Source organism: Klebsiella sp. 4_1_44FAA, from assembly GCF_000238715.1.
GTDB lineage: Bacteria > Pseudomonadota > Gammaproteobacteria > Enterobacterales > Enterobacteriaceae > Klebsiella > Klebsiella pneumoniae.
The window spans coordinates 333,899-351,400 of the sequence record NZ_JH414803.1; the positions used below are offsets into that span (position 1 = coordinate 333,899).

At 56.8% G+C, this 17,502-nt stretch carries 14 protein-coding genes; all 14 read left to right on the forward strand.

The window, feature by feature from the left end:
- The first annotated feature begins 119 nt into the window (after positions 1–119).
- Positions 120–878 (forward strand): (2E,6E)-farnesyl-diphosphate-specific ditrans,polycis-undecaprenyl-diphosphate synthase, encoded by a 759-nt coding sequence (gene ispU / locus HMPREF1024_RS06820; RefSeq protein WP_002889316.1) that lies wholly within the window; start codon positions 120–122, stop codon positions 876–878.
- Between the two features lie 12 nt (positions 879–890).
- Complete coding sequence (cdsA, locus tag HMPREF1024_RS06815; protein WP_002889318.1) at positions 891–1,748, forward strand: phosphatidate cytidylyltransferase; 858 nt, start codon at positions 891–893, stop codon at positions 1,746–1,748.
- Between the two features lie 11 nt (positions 1,749–1,759).
- The gene (gene rseP, locus HMPREF1024_RS06810; RefSeq protein ID WP_004177358.1) at positions 1,760–3,112 is read left to right on the forward strand and encodes a sigma E protease regulator RseP; all 1,353 of its coding nucleotides are present in this window, start codon (positions 1,760–1,762) and stop codon (positions 3,110–3,112) included.
- A 31-nt stretch (positions 3,113–3,143) separates the two neighbouring features.
- Positions 3,144–5,573, forward strand: a complete 2,430-nt coding sequence (bamA, locus tag HMPREF1024_RS06805; protein WP_004145860.1) for an outer membrane protein assembly factor BamA — start codon at positions 3,144–3,146, stop codon at positions 5,571–5,573.
- Positions 5,574–5,694: 121 nt separating this feature from the next.
- Positions 5,695–6,180 (forward strand): molecular chaperone Skp, encoded by a 486-nt coding sequence (gene skp, locus HMPREF1024_RS06800; protein ID WP_004178645.1) that lies wholly within the window; start codon positions 5,695–5,697, stop codon positions 6,178–6,180.
- Between the two features lie 3 nt (positions 6,181–6,183).
- A complete protein-coding gene (gene lpxD, locus HMPREF1024_RS06795; RefSeq protein WP_002889327.1) occupies positions 6,184–7,209 on the forward strand; it encodes a UDP-3-O-(3-hydroxymyristoyl)glucosamine N-acyltransferase in 1,026 nt (341 codons plus the stop codon).
- Positions 7,210–7,314: 105 nt separating this feature from the next.
- Positions 7,315–7,770 (forward strand): 3-hydroxyacyl-ACP dehydratase FabZ, encoded by a 456-nt coding sequence (fabZ, locus tag HMPREF1024_RS06790; RefSeq protein WP_004145858.1) that lies wholly within the window; start codon positions 7,315–7,317, stop codon positions 7,768–7,770.
- 3 nt (positions 7,771–7,773) lie between these two features.
- Positions 7,774–8,562 (forward strand): acyl-ACP--UDP-N-acetylglucosamine O-acyltransferase, encoded by a 789-nt coding sequence (lpxA, locus tag HMPREF1024_RS06785; RefSeq protein ID WP_004178647.1) that lies wholly within the window; start codon positions 7,774–7,776, stop codon positions 8,560–8,562.
- On the forward strand, positions 8,562–9,710 hold the full coding sequence (lpxB, locus tag HMPREF1024_RS06780; protein WP_009309277.1) for a lipid-A-disaccharide synthase: 1,149 nt from the start codon (positions 8,562–8,564) through the stop codon (positions 9,708–9,710). Before lpxA ends, lpxB begins: the two co-directional genes overlap by 1 nt.
- Positions 9,710–10,309 (forward strand): ribonuclease HII, encoded by a 600-nt coding sequence (rnhB, locus tag HMPREF1024_RS06775; RefSeq protein WP_002889376.1) that lies wholly within the window; start codon positions 9,710–9,712, stop codon positions 10,307–10,309. Before lpxB ends, rnhB begins: the two co-directional genes overlap by 1 nt.
- Positions 10,310–10,326: 17 nt before the next feature.
- On the forward strand, positions 10,327–13,809 hold the full coding sequence (dnaE, locus tag HMPREF1024_RS06770; RefSeq protein ID WP_009309278.1) for a DNA polymerase III subunit alpha: 3,483 nt from the start codon (positions 10,327–10,329) through the stop codon (positions 13,807–13,809).
- 12 nt (positions 13,810–13,821) lie between these two features.
- The gene (accA, locus tag HMPREF1024_RS06765; RefSeq protein WP_004145855.1) at positions 13,822–14,781 is read left to right on the forward strand and encodes an acetyl-CoA carboxylase carboxyl transferase subunit alpha; all 960 of its coding nucleotides are present in this window, start codon (positions 13,822–13,824) and stop codon (positions 14,779–14,781) included.
- 113 nt (positions 14,782–14,894) lie between these two features.
- Complete coding sequence (locus tag HMPREF1024_RS06760) at positions 14,895–17,048, forward strand: lysine decarboxylase LdcC (protein WP_002889384.1); 2,154 nt, start codon at positions 14,895–14,897, stop codon at positions 17,046–17,048.
- Positions 17,049–17,094: 46 nt separating this feature from the next.
- Positions 17,095–17,484 (forward strand): VOC family protein, encoded by a 390-nt coding sequence (locus HMPREF1024_RS06755; RefSeq protein ID WP_009309279.1) that lies wholly within the window; start codon positions 17,095–17,097, stop codon positions 17,482–17,484.
- Positions 17,485–17,502: the final 18 nt, after the last annotated feature.

Sequence of the window (17,502 nt, forward strand, 5' to 3'; positions counted from 1 at the left end):
TTTGGTTGTTCTCTGCGATTGGCTGCAGCCCCGGCACCGGATAAAAATGCGTATCCAGCGCGGCCCGGTGGCCTCTGTTTGGTGGCTAGTTAATCCTTATTATGGACTTAAAACGCGTGATGTTGTCTGCTAATCAAACTGTCAGCGAAATATCGCCCACCCATGGCTGCCGTCATGTCGCCATTATTATGGATGGCAACGGCCGTTGGGCGAAACGGCAAGGTAAAATTCGCGCTTTCGGGCATAAGGCCGGGGCGAAATCCGTGCGTCGCGCGGTCTCCTTCGCGGCGAATAATGGGATTGAGGCGTTAACGTTATACGCGTTCAGCAGCGAAAACTGGAACCGTCCGGCTCAGGAAGTCAGTGCGCTGATGGAACTGTTCGTCTGGGCGCTGGATAGCGAAGTCAAAAGCCTGCACCGACACAATGTGCGTCTGCGGATTATTGGCGACACCACGCGCTTCAATGCGCGCCTGCAGGAGCGGATCCGCAAAGCGGAAGCGCTAACCGCAAACAATACCGGCTTAACGCTGAATATTGCAGCCAATTACGGCGGTCGCTGGGATATTACCCAGGGCGTTCGTTTGCTGGCGAAACAGGTACAGGACGGGACGCTGCTGCCTGAGCAGATCACGGAAGACATGCTGAGTCAGCAGGTCTGCATGCATGAACTGGCTCCCGTTGATTTAGTTATTAGGACCGGGGGAGAGCACCGAATAAGTAACTTTCTGATTTGGCAAATTGCCTATGCCGAACTTTACTTTACGGATGTTCTTTGGCCCGATTTTGCTGAACAGGACTTTGAAGGTGCACTCCATGCCTTTGTTAATCGAGAGCGTCGTTTCGGCGGCACTGAGCCGGGTGGCAGTCATGCCTGATGGGGGGCACTTTTGCTGAAGTATCGCCTGATATCTGCTTTCGTCTTAATCCCCATCGTCATTGCGGCATTGTTTTTATTGCCGCCGATGGGCTTTGCTATCGTCACCCTGGTGGTCTGTATGCTCGCCGCCTGGGAGTGGGGACAACTGAGCGGTTTTACCTCGACGTCGCAGCGGGTTTGGCTGGCGGTGCTGTGCGGCCTTCTGCTGGCGGCGATGCTTTTTCTGCTGCCTGAATACCATTATGACGTTCATCAACCGATGGTTGAAGGGTCGCTATGGGCCTCTTTTGCCTGGTGGATCGTCGCGTTACTGCTGGTGCTCTCATACCCGGCGTCGGCGGCATTCTGGCGCCACTCAAAGGTGCTGCGCCTCATCTTCGGCATCCTGACCATCGTCCCGTTTTTCTGGGGCATGCTGGCGCTGCGCGCCTGGCACTATGCCGATAACCACTACAGCGGCGCGCTGTGGCTGCTGTACGTCATGATCCTGGTGTGGGGCGCAGACTCTGGCGCCTATATGTTTGGTAAAATGTTTGGCAAGCACAAGCTGGCGCCGAAGGTCTCACCGGGTAAAACCTGGCAGGGCTTTTTTGGCGGTTTGCTGACCGCGGCAGTGATTTCCTGGGCCTACGGCGTGTGGGCCCATCTTGACGTCACGCCGACGGTGCTGCTGGTTTGTTCGGTGGTGGCGGCCCTGGCTTCGGTGCTGGGCGACCTGACGGAAAGTATGTTTAAGCGCGAGGCCGGCATTAAGGATAGCGGGCACTTGATTCCCGGACATGGTGGTATTCTCGATCGTATCGACAGCCTGACGGCGGCGGTACCGGTCTTCGCCTGTCTGCTACTGTTGGTCTTCAGGACGATTTGACGGAAGGTTATATGCTGAGCGTGCTCTGGAATCTGGCGGCTTTTATCATTGCGCTTGGCGTACTGATTACGGTGCATGAGTTTGGCCATTTTTGGGTGGCGCGCCGCTGCGGTATCCGGGTTGAGCGTTTTTCTATCGGCTTCGGCAAAGCGCTGTGGCGGCGGATGGATAAGCAGGGCACAGAGTTCGTCATCGCCCTGATCCCACTGGGCGGCTACGTCAAGATGCTGGATGAGCGTGTTGAAGCGGTGGCGCCGGAGATGCGTCATTATGCCTTCAACAATAAAACCGTCGGTCAGCGTGCGGCGGTTATTGCCGCCGGCCCCATCGCTAACTTCATTTTCGCTATCTTTGCTTACTGGCTGGTCTTTATCATCGGCGTTCCCGGCGTGCGGCCGGTGGTGGGTGAAATAACGCCCAATTCGGTTGCCGCGCAAGCACAAATTGCAAAAGGAACGGAACTTAAAGCGATAGATGGTATCGAAACGCCTGATTGGGATGCGGTGCGTCTGCAGCTGGTGGCCAAAATCGGCAACCCGCAAACAATAGTTACCGTCGCCCCTTTCGGGACCAATCAGCGCCAGGATAAAATCGTCGATCTGCGGCACTGGTCGTTTGAGCCAGACAAGCAAGATCCCGTGACCTCGCTGGGGATCCAGCCGCGCAGCGCGCAGATTGATACGGTGCTGGCTGAGGTTCAGGCGGGATCGGCAGCCCAGAAAGCGGGTTTGCAAGCGGGCGACCGGATCGTTAAAGTCGATGGTCAACCGTTAACGCAGTGGATGACGTTTGTTAATCTGGTGCGCGATAATCCGGGCAAAGCGCTGGCGCTGGAGATTGAACGGCAGGGGAGTGCGCTGCCGTTAACCCTGACGCCGGATGCGAAAACGGTGAAAGGTAAGGCGGAAGGGTTCGCAGGGGTGGTGCCAAAGGTCATCCCGCTGCCTGAAGAATACAAGACAGTACGTCAGTACGGACCGTTTGCCGCCATCGCTGAAGCCACGGATAAAACCTGGCAGCTGATGTCGCTGACGGTCAGGATGCTGGGTAAATTGATAACCGGTGATGTCAAACTGAACAACCTCAGTGGGCCGATCTCTATCGCTCAGGGGGCTGGAATGTCAGCGGAGTTTGGGTTGATTTATTATCTGATGTTCCTGGCGCTGATTAGCGTGAACCTCGGAATCATCAACCTGTTCCCTCTACCCGTACTGGATGGGGGACATCTGCTGTTTTTAGCGATTGAAAAGCTGAAGGGCGGGCCGGTATCCGAGCGAGTTCAAGACTTTAGTTATCGCATTGGCTCAATACTGCTGGTGCTGTTAATGGGGCTTGCACTTTTCAATGATTTCTCTCGGTTATAAGAGAGTTTGTTAGGAAGAACGCATAATAACGATGGCGATGAAAAAGTTGCTCATAGCGTCGCTGCTGTTTAGCAGCGCGACTGTATACGGTGCTGAAGGGTTCGTGGTGAAGGACATTCATTTCGAAGGCTTGCAGCGTGTCGCTGTTGGTGCGGCCCTCCTCAGTATGCCAGTGCGTCCTGGCGATACGGTGACCGACGATGATATCAGTAACACTATTCGCGCGCTGTTTGCCACTGGCAACTTCGAGGACGTCCGCGTCCTGCGCGATGGTGATACCCTGCTGGTGCAGGTGAAAGAGCGTCCGACGATCGCCAGCATCACCTTCTCCGGCAACAAGTCGGTGAAAGATGACATGCTCAAGCAGAACCTTGAGGCCTCAGGCGTTCGGGTGGGCGAGTCGCTTGACCGCACGACCATCGCGGATATCGAGAAGGGTCTTGAAGACTTCTACTACAGCGTCGGTAAATACAGCGCCAGCGTCAAAGCAGTCGTTACGCCGCTGCCGCGTAACCGTGTCGATTTGAAGCTGGTCTTCCAGGAAGGCGTCTCCGCAAAAATTCAACAGATCAACATCGTCGGCAACCATGCGTTTTCGACCGATGAGCTGATCTCCCACTTCCAGTTGCGCGATGAGGTGCCGTGGTGGAACGTGGTCGGCGACCGTAAATACCAGAAGCAGAAGCTAGCGGGCGACCTTGAAACCCTGCGCAGCTACTACCTGGATCGCGGCTATGCCCGTTTCAACATCGATTCTACCCAAGTCAGCCTGACGCCGGATAAGAAAGGGATCTACATCACCGTCAACATCACCGAAGGCGATCAGTACAAGTTTTCCGGAGTGCAGGTGACGGGCAACCTCGCTGGCCATTCCGCGGAAATCGAAGCGCTGACTAAAGTTGAGCCAGGCGAACTGTACAACGGCGCGAAAGTGACCAAGATGGAAAACGACATCAAGAAATTGTTGGGTCGTTATGGTTACGCCTATCCGCGCGTGCAGTCGCAGCCGGAGATCAACGACAGCGATAAAACCGTTAAGCTGCACGTTAACGTCGACGCAGGCAACCGTTATTACGTGCGTAAAATTCGCTTCGAAGGCAACGACACCTCTAAAGATGCCGTACTGCGCCGCGAAATGCGCCAGATGGAAGGCGCATGGCTGGGCAGCGACCTCGTCGATCAGGGTAAAGACCGTCTCAACCGTTTAGGTTTCTTTGAAACGGTGGATACTGATACCCAGCGCGTGCCGGGCAGCCCGGACCAGGTCGACGTTGTCTACAAGGTGAAAGAGCGTAACACCGGTAGCTTCAACTTCGGTATCGGCTACGGCACCGAGAGCGGCGTCAGCTTCCAGGCGGGCGTTCAGCAGGATAACTGGTTAGGTACTGGCTATGCTGTCGGGATCAACGGTACCAAAAACGACTACCAGACCTATACCGAGCTGTCGGTGACCAACCCGTACTTCACCGTAGACGGTGTAAGCCTCGGCGGTCGTGTCTTCTATAATGACTTTGATGCGAACGATGCGGATCTGTCTGACTATACCAACAAAAGCTATGGTACAGACATTACGCTGGGCTTCCCGGTCAACGAATACAACACGCTGCGCGCCGGCGTCGGTTATGTGCATAACTCCCTGTCCAATATGCAGCCGCAGGTGGCAATGTGGCGTTACCTTAACTCGATGGGCCAGTATCCGGACAACACCAACGACCGGAACTCGTTCAGTGCGAATGACTTCACCTTCAACTACGGTTGGACCTATAACAAGCTTGACCGCGGCTTCTTCCCAACGGAAGGTTCGCGCGTCAACCTGAACGGTAAGGTGACCATTCCGGGCTCAGACAACGAGTACTACAAAGCGACGCTGGATACCGCGACCTACGTGCCGATCGACAACGATCATCAGTGGGTAGTACTGGGTCGTACGCGCTTTGGTTATGGCGATGGTATCGGCGGCAAAGAGATGCCGTTCTATGAGAACTTCTATGCCGGTGGTTCCAGCACCGTGCGTGGCTTCCAGTCGAACACCATTGGTCCGAAGGCGGTGTACTTCCCGGCAAGCAGTCGTCATGATGATGACGATAGTTACGATAATGAATGTAAGAGCACCGAATCCGCACCGTGTAAATCCGATGATGCGGTGGGCGGTAACGCGATGGCGGTGGCCAGCCTTGAGCTGATTACCCCGACGCCGTTTATTAGTGACAAATATGCGAACTCGGTCCGTACTTCCGTCTTCTGGGATATGGGTACCGTATGGGATACTCACTGGGATTCGAGCGCGTACGCTGGTTATCCGGATTACAGCGATCCGAGCAACATCCGTATGTCTGCGGGTATTGCCGTGCAGTGGATGTCGCCGTTGGGGCCGTTGGTCTTCTCCTACGCCCAACCGTTCAAAAAGTACGATGGAGACAAAGCCGAACAGTTCCAGTTTAACATTGGTAAAACCTGGTAATTGTTGGCGGCAACGGAATGCAAGTGCAGTATAGCGCTGACTGTAGGCGATAACGCGTTTATCGCCTCGCCACGCAAATAACGGTACCCCTGGGTACTCATGGGATGGTAAGGAGTTTATTGTGAAAAAGTGGTTATTAGCTGCAGGTCTGGGTTTGGCAATGGTAACTTCCGCTCAGGCGGCAGATAAAATTGCCCTGGTGAACATGAACAGCCTGTTCCAACAGGTTGCCCAGAAAACTGGCGTTTCCAACACGCTGGAAAACGAGTTCAAAGGCCGCGCTAGCGAACTGCAGCGTATGGAAGGCGACCTGCAATCCAAAATGCAGCGTCTGCAGTCCATGAAGCCGGGCGCCGAACGTACCAAACTGGAAAAAGACGTGATGGCTCAGCGCCAGACCTTCTCCCAGAAAGCGCAGGCGTTTGAACAGGATCGCGCACGTCGTTCCAACGAAGAGCGTGGCAAACTGGTTACCCGTATCCAGACTGCCGTACAGAGCGTAGCGAAAGATCAGAGCATCGATCTGGTGGTTGACGCGAATGCCGTTGCATATAACAGCAGCGATGTAAAAGACATCACCGCTGATGTGCTGAAACAGGTTAAATAAGTAATGCCTTCAATTCGACTGGCTGATCTCGCGCAGCAGTTGGATGCAGAATTACACGGTGATGGCGATATCGTCATCACCGGCGTTGCGTCCATGCAGAGCGCGAAAACGGGCCAAATCACTTTCATGGTCAACCCTAAGTACCGTGAGCACCTGGCCGCTTGCCAGGCTTCTGCCGTTGTGATGACGCAGGATGATTTACCTTTTGCCCATAGCGCCGCGCTGGTAGTGCGTAACCCCTACCTGACCTACGCGCGCATGGCTCAAATTCTTGATACCACGCCGCAGCCGGCTCAGGATATCGCGCCGAGCGCGGTCATCGATCCGTCGGCGAAGCTGGGTAGCAACGTTGCCATCGGCGCCAACGCGGTTATCGAATCCGGCGTAGTGCTGGGCGATAACGTAGTTATCGGCGCAGGCTGCTTCGTTGGGAAAAATACGAAAATAGGCGCCGGCTCGCGTTTGTGGGCTAATGTGACCGTTTACCATGAGATTGAGATCGGCGAGAATTGCCTGATTCAGTCCAGCACGGTGATTGGCGCGGATGGCTTCGGCTACGCTAACGATCGCGGTAACTGGGTAAAGATCCCGCAGCTGGGTCGCGTCATTATTGGCGATCGCGTGGAGATTGGCGCCTGCACCACGATTGACCGTGGTGCGCTGGACGATACCGTGATTGGCAACGGGGTTATCATTGATAACCAGTGCCAGATTGCGCATAACGTGGTGATTGGCGACAATACCGCGGTCGCTGGCGGCGTTATCATGGCGGGCAGCCTGAAAATTGGCCGCTACTGCATGATTGGCGGCGCCAGCGTGATTAACGGCCATATGGAAATCTGCGATAAGGTCACCGTCACGGGGATGGGGATGGTGATGCGTCCTATCAGCGAACCTGGCGTATATTCCTCCGGTATTCCGCTGCAGCCGAACAAGGCGTGGCGTAAAACCGCTGCGCTGGTGATGAATATTGACGAGATGAGCAAGCGCCTGAAAGCGATTGAGCGCAAGGTTAATCAACAAGACTAATTCATCATTTGGTCACATGACATTTCCGGCCTGTTGCATTCGCTAAAAGATTGCCGCAGGCCGTGTTATTATTGCCTTTTAGTACATTTAGACAGGAAGAGTATTTTGACTACTGACACTCATACTCTGCACATTGAAGAGATTCTGGAACTTCTGCCTCACCGTTACCCGTTCCTGCTGGTAGACCGTGTGCTGGATTTTGAAGAAGGTCGTTTTCTGCGCGCAGTAAAAAATGTTTCTGTAAACGAGCCGTTTTTCCAGGGGCACTTCCCTGGTAAGCCGATTTTGCCGGGCGTCCTGATTCTGGAAGCAATGGCGCAAGCCACCGGGATTCTGGCGTTCAAAAGCGTCGGAAAACTGGAACCAGGCGAGCTGTACTACTTCGCGGGTATCGATGAAGCACGCTTCAAACGCCCGGTAGTACCAGGCGATCAGATGATTATGGAAGTCACTTTCGAGAAAACCCGCCGCGGCCTGACCCGTTTCAAAGGCGTTGCGCTGGTTGACGGTAAAGTGGTTTGCGAAGCGACGATGATGTGTGCGCGTAGCCGGGAGGCCTGATACGTGATTGATAAAACCGCTTTTGTTCATCCTACCGCCATTGTAGAAGAAGGCGCCGTGATTGGCGCTAACGTCCACATTGGTCCGTTTTGTATTGTTGGCGCTAACGTCGAAATCGGCGAAGGCACCGTGCTGAAGTCTCACGTTGTCGTTAACGGCCACACCAAAATCGGCCGTGACAATGAGATCTATCAGTTCGCTTCCATCGGCGAAGTTAACCAGGATCTGAAATATGCTGGCGAACCGACCCGGGTGGAAATTGGCGATCGCAACCGCATTCGCGAAAGCGTCACCATTCATCGCGGCACAGTACAGGGCGGTGGATTAACAAAGGTGGGCAACGATAACCTGCTGATGATCAACGCCCACGTGGCGCACGATTGTACGCTTGGCGATCGCTGCATTCTGGCCAATAACGCGACGCTCGCGGGCCATGTTTCGCTGGATGATTATGTCATTATCGGCGGCATGACGGCGGTGCATCAGTTCTGCGTCATTGGCTCACACGTTATGGTTGGCGGCTGCTCCGGCGTGGCGCAGGACGTTCCGCCGTTCGTCATTGCCCAGGGCAACCATGCAACGCCGTTCGGCGTTAACATCGAAGGGCTGAAACGCCGCGGCTTCAGCCGGGAAGCAATCACCGCGATCCGCAACGCGTATAAACTGCTGTACCGCAGCGGCAAAACGCTGGAAGAAGCCAAGCCGGAAATCGCCGAACTGGCTGCTCAGCATCCTGAGGTTCAGCCGTTTGTCGATTTCTTCGCTCGTTCTACCCGCGGCTTGATTCGTTAATGGCTGAACAGCGTCCCCTGACGATTGCCCTGGTCGCCGGAGAAACCTCCGGCGATATTCTAGGCGCTGGTCTCATCCGCGCGCTTAAAGCACGCATCTCGAATGCGCGCTTTGTCGGCGTGGCGGGGCCGCTAATGCAGGCGGAAGGGTGCGAAGCCTGGTATGAAATGGAAGAGCTGGCGGTGATGGGCATTGTTGAAGTGCTCGGTCGCCTGCGTCGCTTACTCCATATTCGCGCCGATTTGACCCGCCGCTTCGGCGAGCTGCGTCCCGATGTCTTCGTCGGCATCGACGCCCCTGACTTTAATATCACCCTCGAAGGAAATCTGAAAAAGCAGGGCATCAAAACCATTCACTACGTCAGCCCGTCGGTCTGGGCCTGGCGACAAAAACGCGTTTTCAAAATCGGCAGATCCACCGATCTGGTGCTGGCCTTTCTGCCTTTCGAAAAAGCGTTTTATGACAAATTTAACGTCCCCTGCCGCTTTATTGGCCATACCATGGCGGATGCGATGCCGCTGGATCCTGACAAAGGCGCTGCGCGCGACCGGTTAGGGATCCCGCACAGCGTGCGCTGCCTCGCTCTGCTACCCGGCAGCCGCGGCGCGGAAGTCGAAATGCTTAGCGCCGACTTCCTGAAAACCGCGCAGCTTCTGCGCGCCACCTATCCCGATCTGCAGGTGGTGGTGCCGCTGGTTAATGCTAAACGGCAGGAGCAGTTTGAGCGTATTAAAGCTGCGACGGCGCCGGATATGATCGTGCATATGCTGGACGGTCAGGCGCGCGATGCGATGATCGCCAGCGACGCCGCGCTGCTGGCCTCCGGGACGGCAGCGCTGGAGTGTATGCTGGCGAAATGCCCGATGGTGGTTGGCTACCGGATGAAGCCGTTCACCTTCTGGCTGGCGAAGCGGTTGGTAAAAACCGACTACGTCTCGTTACCGAACCTGCTGGCCGGTCGCGAACTGGTTAAAGAGCTGCTGCAGGATGAGTGCGAGCCCCAGGCGCTGGCAGCCGCTCTGCAGCCGCTGCTGGCCGATGGCAAAACCAGCCATGAGATGCATGAGACGTTCCGCGCCCTGCATCAGCAGATCCGCTGCAACGCCGATGAGCAGGCGGCGGACGCCGTACTGGAGTTAGCAAAATAATGATGGAGTTCGTCTATCCGCATACCCATCTGGTTGCCGGCGTCGATGAGGTCGGGCGTGGCCCCCTGGTTGGCGCGGTGGTGACCGCGGCGGTGATCCTCGATCCGGCGAAGCCGATTGTGGGTCTGAATGATTCCAAAAAACTCAGCGAGAAGCGTCGTCTGGCGCTGTTCGATGAGATTAAAGAGAAAGCGCTGTGCTGGAGCCTGGGGCGCGCCGAGCCGCACGAAATCGACGAGCTGAATATTCTGCATGCCACTATGCTGGCGATGCAGCGCGCCGTCGCCGGCCTGAGCATTGTTCCTGAGTTTGTCCTGATCGATGGCAACCGCTGTCCGTCGCTACCGATGCCCTCCCAGGCGGTGGTGAAAGGCGACAGCCGGGTGGCAGAAATCAGCGCAGCGTCTATTCTGGCAAAAGTCACTCGTGACGCCGAAATGGCCACGCTGGACCTCGCATTTCCCCACTACGGATTTGCCCAGCATAAAGGCTATCCCACCGCTGTTCACCTGCAGAAGCTGCAGGAACACGGCGCAACAGAGCATCACCGGCGCAGTTTTGGCCCGGTGAAGCGTGCCCTGGGCCTGGCGTCCAACTAAGTCACCGGGATCTAAAGATGGCTGAACCACGTTTCGTACACCTGCGGGTGCACAGCGACTATTCCATGATCGATGGGCTGGCAAAGACCGGGCCGCTGGTGAAGAAGGCGGCCTCGCTTGGCATGCCAGCGCTGGCGATCACCGATTTCACCAACCTCTGCGGACTGGTGAAGTTCTACGGGACGGGACACGGCGCGGGGATTAAGCCGATCGTCGGCGCCGACTTTCACGTGCAGTGCGACCTGCTCGGCGACGAATTTACCGAGCTGACCGTGCTGGCGGCGAACAACACCGGCTACCAGAACCTGACCCTGTTGATTTCCCGCGCCTATCAGCGCGGCTACGGCGCCCTGGGGCCGTGGATCGATCGCGACTGGCTGGTGGAACATCAGGAAGGGCTGATTCTGCTCTCCGGCGGCCGGAAAGGTGACGTCGGCGTCAGCCTGATCCGCGGCAATATGCCGCTGGTTGAACAGTGCGTCGCCTTCTACGAAGAGCATTTCCCGGACCGCTATTTTCTGGAGCTGATCCGTACCGGTCGACAGGATGAAGAGGCCTATCTCCACGCCGCCGTGGCGCTGGCGGAAGCGCGCGGCCTGCCGGTGGTGGCGACCAACGATGTCCGCTTTCTCGACACCAGCGATTTCGACGCCCATGAAATCCGCGTCGCGATCCACGACGGCTTTACGCTCGACGACCCGAAACGGCCGCGCAACTACTCGCCGCAGCAATATATGCGCAGCGAGGAAGAGATGTGCGAGCTGTTCGCCGATATTCCGGAAGCGCTGGCGAACAGCGTTGAAATTGCCAAGCGCTGCAACGTCACCGTGCGGCTTGGCGAATATTTCCTGCCGCAGTTCCCGACCGGCGATATGACCACGGAAGATTTCCTGGTCATGAAATCGAAAGAGGGTCTGGAAGAGCGGCTGGAATTCCTCTTCCCGGATCCTGCCGTCCGTGCTGAAAGGCGCCCGGAGTATGACCAGCGTCTGGATATTGAACTCCAGGTTATCAACCAGATGGGGTTCCCGGGCTACTTCCTGATTGTGATGGAGTTTATCCAGTGGTCGAAGGATAACGGCGTGCCGGTTGGCCCGGGACGCGGTTCCGGCGCCGGTTCGCTGGTGGCCTATGCTCTGAAGATCACCGATCTTGACCCGCTGGAGTTCGACCTGCTGTTCGAACGTTTCCTTAACCCGGAACGTGTCTCGATGCCCGACTTCGACGTCGACTTCTGCATGGAGAAACGCGACCAGGTTATCGAGCACGTGGCGGATATGTACGGCCGCGACGCGGTATCGCAGATCATCACCTTCGGTACCATGGCGGCGAAAGCGGTCATCCGCGATGTCGGTCGCGTGCTGGGTCACCCGTACGGATTTGTCGATCGTATCTCCAAGCTGGTGCCGCCCGATCCGGGCATGACGCTGGCGAAAGCCTTCGAGGCCGAGCCGCAGCTGCCGGAGATCTACGAGGCGGACGAGGAAGTGAAAGCGCTGATCGACATGGCGCGTAAGCTGGAAGGGGTGACGCGAAACGCCGGTAAACATGCCGGTGGGGTAGTTATCGCTCCAACCAAAATCACCGATTTCGCGCCACTGTATTGCGATGAGCAGGGGCTGCATCCGGTTACCCAGTTTGATAAGAACGACGTGGAATACGCCGGGCTGGTGAAATTCGACTTCCTCGGTCTGCGTACGCTCACTATCATTAACTGGGCGCTGGAGATGATCAACAAGCGCCGTGAGAAGAACGGCGAAGGGCCGCTGGATATCGCCGCCATCCCCCTGGATGACAAGAAAAGCTTCGACATGCTGCAGCGCTCGGAAACCACCGCGGTCTTCCAGCTTGAATCGCGCGGCATGAAAGATCTGATTAAACGCCTGCAGCCGGACTGCTTCGAAGATATGATCGCGCTGGTGGCTCTGTTCCGCCCGGGCCCGCTGCAGTCGGGGATGGTAGATAACTTTATCGACCGTAAGCATGGCCGCGAGGAGATCTCTTATCCGGACGTGCAGTGGCAGCATGAAAGCCTGAAACCGGTGCTGGAGCCAACCTACGGCATCATCCTGTATCAGGAACAGGTCATGCAGATTGCCCAGGTGCTGTCCGGATATACCCTCGGCGGCGCGGACATGCTGCGTCGTGCGATGGGTAAGAAAAAGCCGGAGGAGATGGCCAAGCAGCGTTCTATCTTTGAGGATGGGGCGAAGAAAAACGGCATTGACGGCGAACTGGCGATGAAAATCTTCGACCTGGTGGAGAAATTCGCCGGTTACGGATTTAACAAATCGCACTCCGCCGCCTACGCGTTGGTCTCCTACCAGACGCTGTGGCTTAAGGCGCACTACCCGGCCGAGTTTATGGCGGCGGTGATGACCGCCGATATGGACAACACCGAGAAAGTGGTTGGCCTGGTGGATGAGTGCTGGCGAATGGGGCTAAAAATCCTGCCCCCGGATATTAACTCCGGCCTGTACCATTTCCACGTCAACGACGATGGCGAGATCGTCTACGGCATTGGCGCCATCAAGGGCGTCGGCGAAGGACCGATCGAAGCGATTATTGAGGCGCGCAACAATGGCGGCTATTTCCGCGAGCTGTTCGACCTCTGCGCGCGAACCGATATTAAAAAGCTCAACCGTCGGGTGCTGGAAAAGCTGATTATGTCCGGGGCGTTCGATCGTCTCGGCCCACATCGCGCGGCGCTGATGAATTCGCTGGGCGATGCGTTGAAAGCCGCCGACCAGCACGCGAAAGCCGAGGCCATCGGCCAGGCTGATATGTTCGGCGTGCTGGCGGAAGAGCCCGAGCAAATTGAGCAATCCTACGCCAGCTGCCAGCCATGGCCTGAGCAGGTGGTGCTGGATGGTGAAAGGGAGACCCTGGGGCTATACCTCACCGGACACCCGATTAACCAGTATCTGAAGGAGATTGAGCGCTACGTCGGCGGCGTGAGGCTCAAAGACATGCATCCGACCGAACGTGGGAAAGTCACCACGGCGGCGGGGCTGGTGATTGCGGCGCGGGTAATGGTCACCAAGCGCGGCAATCGTATCGGCATCTGTACCCTGGATGACCGTTCCGGGCGGCTGGAAGTGATGTTATTCACCGACGCGCTGGATAAATATCAGCAGTTGCTGGAAAAAGACCGCATACTTATCGTCAGCGGACAGGTCAGCTTTGATGACTTTAGCGGGGGGCTTAAAATGACCGCCCGTGAAGTCATGGACATTGACGAAGCCCGGGAAAAATATGCTCGCGGGCTTGCTATCTCGCTGACGGACAGGCAAATTGATGACCAGCTTTTAAACCGACTCCGTCAGTCTCTGGAACCCCACCGTTCGGGAACCATTCCAGTGCACCTCTACTATCAGAGGGCGGATGCACGCGCGCGGTTGCGTTTCGGCGCAACATGGCGCGTCTCTCCGAGCGATCGTTTACTTAACGATCTGCGGGGCCTTATCGGCTCGGAGCAGGTGGAACTGGAGTTTGACTAATACAGGAATACTATGAGTCTGAATTTCCTAGATTTTGAACAGCCGATTGCAGAGCTGGAAGCGAAAATCGATTCCCTGACTGCGGTAAGCCGTCAGGATGAGAAACTGGATATTAACATCGACGAAGAAGTGCATCGTCTGCGTGAGAAAAGCGTAGAGCTGACGCGCAAAATCTTCGCCGATCTCGGTGCATGGCAGGTTGCGCAACTGGCGCGCCACCCGCGCCGTCCTTACACCCTGGATTATGTCCGCCTGGCGTTCGACGAATTTGACGAACTGGCCGGTGACCGCGCCTTCGCTGACGATAAAGCGATTGTCGGCGGTATCGCGCGTCTTGACGGTCGTCCGGTGATGATCATCGGCCACCAGAAAGGTCGTGAAACCAAAGAGAAAATTCGCCGCAACTTTGGGATGCCGGCGCCGGAAGGCTACCGCAAAGCGCTACGCCTGATGGAGATGGCTGAGCGGTTTAAAATGCCGATCATCACCTTTATCGACACCCCGGGTGCCTACCCGGGCGTCGGCGCGGAAGAGCGTGGCCAGTCGGAAGCGATCGCCCGCAACCTGCGTGAGATGTCGCGTCTGAGCGTGCCGGTTATCTGCACCGTAATCGGTGAAGGCGGCTCCGGCGGCGCGCTGGCGATCGGCGTGGGCGACAAGGTCAACATGCTCCAGTACAGCACCTATTCGGTCATTTCGCCGGAAGGCTGCGCCTCCATTCTGTGGAAGAGCGCGGATAAAGCGCCGCTGGCTGCGGAAGCGATGGGCATTATCGCCCCGCGTCTGAAAGAGCTGAAGCTGATCGATTCTATCGTTCCGGAACCGCTGGGCGGCGCTCACCGCAACCCGGAAGCGATGGCAGCGAGCCTGAAGGCGCAGCTGCTGGCAGACCTGGCAGACCTCGATCTGCTCAGCGAAGAAGAGCTGCTGAACCGCCGTTATCAGCGTCTGATGAGCTACGGTTACGCTTAACTTTTTCGTCAGGACTAAACACTAAGGGCCGGATTTTCCGGCCCTTTTTTTATGTGCGATGCGCCCGGGGGATTGCTATGATGCTTGACTTAGGTGAATACCAGGAGGAAAGCGTGAATATCATCGCCATCATGGGGCCTCACGGCGTCTACCACAAAGACGAGCCGATCAAAGAACTGGAAGCGGCACTGCAGCGCCAGGGCTTCCAGACCATCTGGCCGCAAAACAGCGCCGACCTGCTGCAGTTTATCGAGCACAACCCGCGCATCTGCGGGGTGATCTTCGACTGGGATGAATACAGCGTCGATCTGTGCAGCGATATCAATCAGCTCAATGAATACCTTCCTCTGTACGCCTTTATTAACGCCCACTCGACGATGGATGTCAGCAGTCAGGATTTGCGCATGACGCTGTGGTTCTTCGAATATGCGCTGGGACTCTCCGAAGAGATCGCCACCCGCATTGGGCAGTACACCCGCGAGTACCTGGAGAATATCACTCCGCCGTTTACCCGCGCGCTGTTCAACTATGTCCAGGAGGGAAAATATACCTTCTGTACGCCGGGCCATATGGGCGGCAGCGCCTATCAGAAAAGCCCGGTGGGCTGCCTGTTCTATGATTTTTTTGGCGGGAATACGCTGAAGGCGGATGTCTCGATTTCGGTCACCGAGCTGGGCTCCCTGCTGGATCATACCGGCCCGCACCTGGAGGCGGAGGAGTATATCGCGCGCGCCTTTGGCGCCGAGCAAAGCTATATGGTGACCAACGGCACCTCGACGTCCAATAAAATTGTCGGCATGTACTCGGCGCCCGCCGGCAGCACCCTGCTGATTGACCGTAACTGTCACAAATCGCTGGCCCACCTGCTGATGATGAGCGATGTGGTTCCCCTGTGGCTGAAGCCGACCCGCAACGCGCTGGGGATCCTCGGCGGTATCCCCCGGCGCGAATTTACCCGCGACAGCATTCAGCAGAAAGTGCGCGACACGGGCGGGGCGCAGTGGCCCGTGCATGCGGTGATCACCAACTCCACCTACGATGGTCTGCTCTATAACACCACCTGGCTTAAGGAGACGCTCGATGTCCCGTCGATCCATTTCGATTCCGCCTGGGTGCCCTATACCCATTTCCATCCGATATATCAGGGGAAAAGCGGTATGAGCGGGGAGCGGATCCCCGGGAAAGTCATCTTCGAGACGCAGTCGACGCATAAGATGCTGGCCGCGCTGTCGCAGGCCTCGCTGATCCACATTAAAGGCAACTATGATGAAGAGACCTTTAACGAAGCCTTTATGATGCATACCTCTACGTCGCCGAGCTACCCCATCGTCGCGTCGATTGAGACCGCGGCGGCGATGCTGCGCGGCAACTCCGGTAAACGTCTGATCCAGCGCTCCATTGAGCGGGCGCTGGACTTCCGCAAAGAGGTGCAGCGACTGCGCGAGGAGTCGGACGGCTGGTTCTTTGATATCTGGCAGCCGGAAGCCGTGGATAAAGCCGAGTGCTGGCCGGTAGCGCCGGGCGAGGACTGGCACGGTTTCAAAGATGCCGATGCGGATCATATGTATCTCGATCCGGTGAAGGTCACCATTCTGACGCCGGGCATGGACGAGCAGGGGAATATGGATGAAGAGGGGATCCCGGCGGCGCTGGTGGCGAAGTTCCTCGACGAGCGGGGCGTGGTGGTAGAGAAAACAGGCCCCTACAATCTGCTGTTCCTGTTCAGTATCGGCATCGATAAAACCCGGGCGATGGGGCTGCTGCGCGGCCTGACCGAGTTTAAACGCGCCTACGATCTCAATCTGCGGGTGAAAAATATGCTGCCGGATCTGTACGCCGAAGATCCCGACTTCTACCGCAACATGCGGATCCAGGATCTGGCGCAGGGGATCCACCGCTTGATCCGTCAGCATCAGCTGCCGCAGCTGATGCTCAGCGCCTTTGACGTCCTGCCGGAAATGAAAATGACGCCGCATCACGCCTGGCAGCGCCAGATAAAGGGGGAGGTGGAAACTATTGAACTGGAGAACCTGGTGGGGCGGATTTCGGCCAACATGATCCTCCCTTATCCGCCGGGGGTTCCGCTGCTGATGCCGGGAGAGATGATCACCGAGGAAAGCCGGGCGGTGCTCGATTTTCTGCTGATGCTTTGCTCTATCGGCCGTCATTACCCGGGCTTTGAGACCGATATTCACGGCGCCAAGCGCGATGAGGACGGTGTGTATCGGGTACGAGTCTTAAAAAATGACGAAAGGCTTGCGCGTTAACGGCGCGCACGAGTAACGTGGCTGGCTTAACAGAAGGAGTTTAACCATGCTGGGTTTGAAACGGGTTCACCATATTGCCATCATTGCGACCGACTACGCCCGCAGTAAAGCGTTCTATTGCGATATTCTGGGGTTTACGCTGCAAAGTGAGTTTTATCGCGCCGAGCGCGATTCCTGGAAAGGCGATCTGGCGCTCAACGGCGAGTATGTGATTGAGTTGTTCTCGTTCCCGTTTCCGCCAGCCCGCCCCAGTCGTCCGGAAGCCTGCGGGCTGCGTCATGTGGCCTTTAGCGTGGATGATATCGACGCCGCGGTAGCCCATCTCACCGCGCATGGCGTGGAGTGCGAAGCGATTCGTGTCGATCCCTTTACCGGTAAACGCTTTACCTTCTTTAGCGATCCGGACGACCTGCCGCTGGAAATATATCAGCAGTAAATCTTGCCAGCGCGGCCC

Coding starts and splice junctions, on each gene's coding strand:
- ispU (WP_002889316.1), top strand. CDS start 120: ATGTTGTCTGCTAATCAAACTGTCAGCGAAATATCGCCCACCCATGGC.
- rseP (WP_004177358.1), top strand. CDS start 1,760: ATGCTGAGCGTGCTCTGGAATCTGGCGGCTTTTATCATTGCGCTTGGC.
- bamA (WP_004145860.1), top strand. CDS start 3,144: ATGGCGATGAAAAAGTTGCTCATAGCGTCGCTGCTGTTTAGCAGCGCG.
- lpxD (WP_002889327.1), top strand. CDS start 6,184: ATGCCTTCAATTCGACTGGCTGATCTCGCGCAGCAGTTGGATGCAGAA.
- lpxB (WP_009309277.1), top strand. CDS start 8,562: ATGGCTGAACAGCGTCCCCTGACGATTGCCCTGGTCGCCGGAGAAACC.
- rnhB (WP_002889376.1), top strand. CDS start 9,710: ATGATGGAGTTCGTCTATCCGCATACCCATCTGGTTGCCGGCGTCGAT.
- dnaE (WP_009309278.1), top strand. CDS start 10,327: ATGGCTGAACCACGTTTCGTACACCTGCGGGTGCACAGCGACTATTCC.
- accA (WP_004145855.1), top strand. CDS start 13,822: ATGAGTCTGAATTTCCTAGATTTTGAACAGCCGATTGCAGAGCTGGAA.
- HMPREF1024_RS06755 (WP_009309279.1), top strand. CDS start 17,095: ATGCTGGGTTTGAAACGGGTTCACCATATTGCCATCATTGCGACCGAC.